The organism is Bacillus sp. EU52, from assembly GCF_037964975.1.
Taxonomy (GTDB): domain Bacteria; phylum Bacillota; class Bacilli; order Bacillales; family Bacillaceae; genus Bacillus; species Bacillus subtilis.
In genome coordinates this window covers 1,739,541-1,743,913 of sequence record NZ_CP150177.1, presented here as the reverse complement: position 1 = coordinate 1,743,913, position 4,373 = coordinate 1,739,541, and the positions used below count along the sequence as shown (strand labels likewise).

The following is a 4,373-nucleotide window of genomic DNA, read 5'->3' as shown; positions in this document are numbered from 1 at the left end:
CACGCTGCCTCCATTTCACCTGCAAAATTTTATATATTTTCAGTTAATTACCATATAAACCTTTGATTCTACTTTTGACTTCTTCATGATGAAATGTTTTCTCATGCATCATCAATTCCTGTTCAATGACGCGCGGCAGCTGATCGCGAAGCGGGGCAACCAAATGATCTTTCAGTGTAACCAGTGAGTTTCTCGGCTTTTCCGCCAGTTCTTGCGCCAGCTCCACTGCATAATCTAACACTTCTGCACGGGGCAGCACCTTAAAAGGAACCCCTCTTTTTTCAAGATCAGCTCCGCGGTAGCTGCCCGCATTCAATAATATTTCCTGGGACAGGCTGAAACCCAGTTTTTTAGGAACGATAAAGGTAGCGCCCATTCCAGGCGTAAATCCGTATTTCATAAAATTAGCCGTATACACGCTTTCTCTGCTCAGAATGACTATGTCAGCAAAGAGCCCCATGACAAAGCCGCCTCCAATTCCATGGCCCTGCATTGCCGCAATAACTGGAATCTCACAATCCAGCGCCAGAGAATAAAGATTGTCATCAGTGAACTTGGTCAATCCCTGTTGAATTCGAAGCAGTCCTTCTTGCGTTCCTCCTGAAGCAAAATAATTATCATATCCTGTCAAAATGACCGCTTTGTATTTGGGGTTCTGCCGTATGTATTCAAACGCTTGAATTAAACCGTCTGTAAGTTCTTGTGAAAACGCGTTTTTATGAGTGCGATCTTGCATCTTTACCTGAATAATGGCGGATTCAATTTCGATAAGCTCTACAACAGAATGCGTCATGATGTCCTCCTAACGGTTCTGATTGTCATTTTTAAACGGTTACTGATCCTCCCATGGGAATTGTCCTGTTTCAACATACCTGATGATTCCCATTTGGTTTTGAGGATCAGAAAACATGTCTTGATTTGCAGTTAAAGCGGTGGCTTTCGCTCGACTGACTTGATGATCAAGTGAGCTCACAAACTGTTTATAATGTGCGATTCCTTTTTTATTCAGCCTCCGCAAACGCAATAAATGCTTTCTCAGCAGCACGTCACTTTCAGCATCAAAAGCATCTATTAACCCCCATTCACTGGCTTCCTGAACGGAAATCGGCTTTGTCATAAGCGTCATATAATGCGCTTTCTGCCGGCCGATACGGCGGATCAGAAACGGTAAAACACAAGCAGGGTACAGGCCGAATAGCAGCTCAGAGAGACTGAATGACGCCGTCTGATCAGCAATGGCAATATCTGTGGCAGATACAAATCCAAGACCGCCGGCATTCACTTTTCCCCTGACATGCGAAATCGTGACATAAGGGCCGGTCTGCAATTTCATCCACAAATCATAGAGAGGCTCTTGGGAGCTTGCCTGTTTTCTGCCCCTTTTCATTTCCTGATAGATTTCTTGAAAATCCGCTCCGAAACAAAACACCTCGGGAAGCCCCTCTAAAACGACAACCGTCACCGTTGATGTTTCACATTGGTTTAACACTTGCAAGCATTCTTCTATCAGCGTGTCATTAATCGTATTATTCGCTTCAGGACGGTGAAAGGTAATATAGCAAACCGACGCTTGAAAGCGGACCTTTATCGTTTGATAGGTCACGAGATCCACCTGTACTTCCGATGAAACTCAGAAATTTCTTCTAAAAACAAGCGCGGCTTCTCTTGAGTGGACTGCATGATGCCCGGTATCATCTCAAAGTCCAGCTTTACATTGCGCGTCCCAAACCGCACCATCCCGCTCCCCTTAAACAATAGCTCATACTCTTCCATGGAGAGCTGATACCGGCGATCCAAATGCTTCTCAATACCAAATGTTCGCTGACGCTCCTGGCCTTGCGGAGTTGTAATTCCGCTGTAAAATTCAGAACAGCAGCCGGATCCGTAGGAAAAACAGCCAATTCGTTTAGGCGTATCAAATCTCCCTTGGTCTATCGTGCTGGCCAATGCCAGAAACAAGGCTGCCCCCATAATATTTCCAACCCGTTGACAGTAGTTTAAACCTGGTTTTACCCGAGTTAAAAAATCCGGCTCAATCCCGGATGTTTTCACCTTCGCCACCTTACGCATCATTGTCCGGTGCGCACCTTTCACCATCCCGCCAAAGGGCGTATGGTAAGCAAGATATTGAAACGTGTCCTGATAATTGGCACCCGGTACACGCTTTTGATATTCCAGAAAGGTCTGTTCGCAGCAATCCAAATATGACATTAAAGACAGATCAGAATCTCCCGCTTCACTGTCGGGAATGGGGCGGCACGTGTCCATCACTTCATAGCCGTAATAACCATTTGCTCCGGGATCTATTTGAAACACCTCGGGATTTTCGCCAACTAAAACGGCCACCGCTCCCGCTCCGGCGCTCGGTTCCGCATAAGACCAATCTTCGCTTAAAGCGTCTCCGCCCTCAGCGATTAAAAAACGTGAAATATCACTGGCGATAACCAGTGCTTTGGCACCCGGAGAAGTCTGGGATAATATAAAATTCACCGCCATCTGAAATCCCGCTGTCCCTGAATAACACGCCTGTTTAACCTCAAACAAACGGCAGTTGCGGTTGAGACCTAAATATTCATGGATATATGTACTTAACGATTTCCCAAAGTCGATCCCGGATTCAGAGCAAGTGATCAGCAATTCAATCCGGTCCTTCTCTGCTTCAGATAAAGCATCAATAATCGGCTTAGCTGCATTGACTCCGAAGGTCACGGGATCTTCATAAGGCAGTGCTACCGCTTTTTCTTTCATTAATAAGTTTTCAAATCTCGCAGTATCTAAGTGTCTGTATTTGGCCAGCTCCATGACATCAAGGTATGCCGTTCCGCCAAAGACATTCATCGCTTCTATTCCGGCTGAAACCATTTATGATTCGCCTCCACATTTCTCAATGTTTTGTATACAAACCGCGGTGTTCATTCCGCCAAACCCCATGCTTAAACTCAGCGCATTTTTGATGCGGTATGAAATCGATTTCTCATTTACCCAATGAAAGGAATCATCGATTGGATGATCCAAATTCCTGCTCGGATGCAGGGCAGATTTTTTCATTTGCAGCAAAACAGAAATAATCTCTACGATGCCCGCCGCACTAAGCCCGTGTCCGGTTATCGATTTTGTTGCATTGATATAAGCATGGGAAAGCCGGCATGCACGGAGCGCCTTTAATTCTATTTCATCTCCAATAAAAGAGCCTGTTCCATGAGGATTAATATAATCAATATCTTCTGGTAAAAGCCTGGCACGCTCCAGTGCCTTCTGGATGACATGAATCTCTCCTTCTAATGAAGGATCAGGATTCCGGTTTCCGTCCAGTTTGATTGACCAGCCAGACAATGCTGCATAAGGTTTGAGACCTCTTCGTAAAGCCGTCTCCTTTCGTTCTATTACCAATGCACCGCACGATTCTCCATAGATAAACCCGTCTCTGTTTTGATCGAAGGGACGGCACGCTTTTTCAGGTTCATCAGCATATTTGTCCGTCCCCATAGCGCCTAAAGCCCTTAGCGCCTCGCATTCCATATAAGAAAGATCCATTAAAGCACCAAGTGCTATGCAAGTATCAACTTCGCCTGACAGGACTTGCTGAATCGCATGAATGACTGCTAACTGGCCGCTGGCCGAGGCTCCTCCCACCGTATATGCTAATCCCGTGATGCCAAACTGATCTGTACATATCCCGCAAAGATCGCTGTCCATGAAAGACAGGCCATACGCCGGAGAAATAAAACCGGAGCGGTCTTGATACCTTTCATAAACTTCAAAGTTTTCTCTCTGCTGAAAATTTGACCCGCCAACAACCAGTCCGATACGTGAGGAATCTGCATCGTCCAATTCAGCCTCCTCCCAAGCCTCTGTGAGAGTTACCAATGCAGCGCGGCTGGAGAATGATGCTTTTCGCAACATTTTTTTAGAGAGTCGGTCAGGATAAGACAATGACGCAATTTCGGCTCCGATAAACCGGCTGTCTTTTTGTCTGCCTGAACGCTTCATGACATCAAAGGCATGTCTGCCGGACAGCAGCGAGGAAGCAAAGTCCTCTTTCCCTTGACCGATAGAGGCCGTGACGCCTACACCGGTCACCACTACCTCAGGCAGATTGCACTTTGTCATAAAGCACCTCAGCTAATTCACCGATGTTTTTCACCCCGGATAGCTCAATGCGAGGGATTTTTAGCGATAAATCCTCTAGCACCAACGTGATAATTTCAGCTCTGTCTACAGAGTCAGCTCCTAGCTCAACTAGCTGATCTTCAGGCTCAAATCTGTGTCCGTCTAATTCAGGAAGCACCTCGCAAATATTGGTGATTAGTACTTCAAAGATTCTCTGTTTATCCATAATACGCTCTCTCCTTCGAGGGATTATTTTAATGATT

5 protein-coding genes are annotated in these 4,373 nt (G+C 45.8%); all 5 read right to left on the bottom strand.

The window, feature by feature from the left end; translation table 11 throughout:
* Positions 1 to 43: 43 nt before the first annotated feature.
* Genes NSU05_RS09055 through NSU05_RS09035 form a run of 5 tightly spaced genes read right to left on the bottom strand, consistent with a single transcriptional unit; the run spans position 44 to position 4,336 of the window.
* Positions 44 to 793 carry a polyketide synthase gene (locus NSU05_RS09055; RefSeq protein WP_015383709.1) on the bottom strand — a complete coding sequence of 250 codons (750 nt, stop codon included), beginning with the start codon at positions 791 to 793 and terminating at the stop codon, positions 44 to 46.
* Between the two features lie 39 nt (positions 794 to 832).
* Positions 833 to 1,612, bottom strand: a complete 780-nt coding sequence (locus tag NSU05_RS09050; protein WP_082200946.1) for an enoyl-CoA hydratase/isomerase — start codon at positions 1,610 to 1,612, stop codon at positions 833 to 835.
* Positions 1,600 to 2,862, bottom strand: a complete 1,263-nt coding sequence (gene pksG, locus NSU05_RS09045) for a polyketide biosynthesis 3-hydroxy-3-methylglutaryl-ACP synthase PksG (RefSeq protein ID WP_015383707.1) — start codon at positions 2,860 to 2,862, stop codon at positions 1,600 to 1,602. The genes NSU05_RS09050 and pksG overlap by 13 nt, the downstream gene beginning before the upstream one ends.
* Positions 2,863 to 4,110, bottom strand: coding sequence for a polyketide biosynthesis malonyl-ACP decarboxylase PksF (gene pksF / locus NSU05_RS09040; protein ID WP_029726473.1), 1,248 nt, complete (start codon positions 4,108 to 4,110; stop codon positions 2,863 to 2,865).
* Positions 4,088 to 4,336, bottom strand: a complete 249-nt coding sequence (locus tag NSU05_RS09035; RefSeq protein ID WP_038428993.1) for an acyl carrier protein — start codon at positions 4,334 to 4,336, stop codon at positions 4,088 to 4,090. Before NSU05_RS09035 ends, pksF begins: the two co-directional genes overlap by 23 nt.
* Between the last annotated feature and the right edge of the window lie 37 nt (positions 4,337 to 4,373).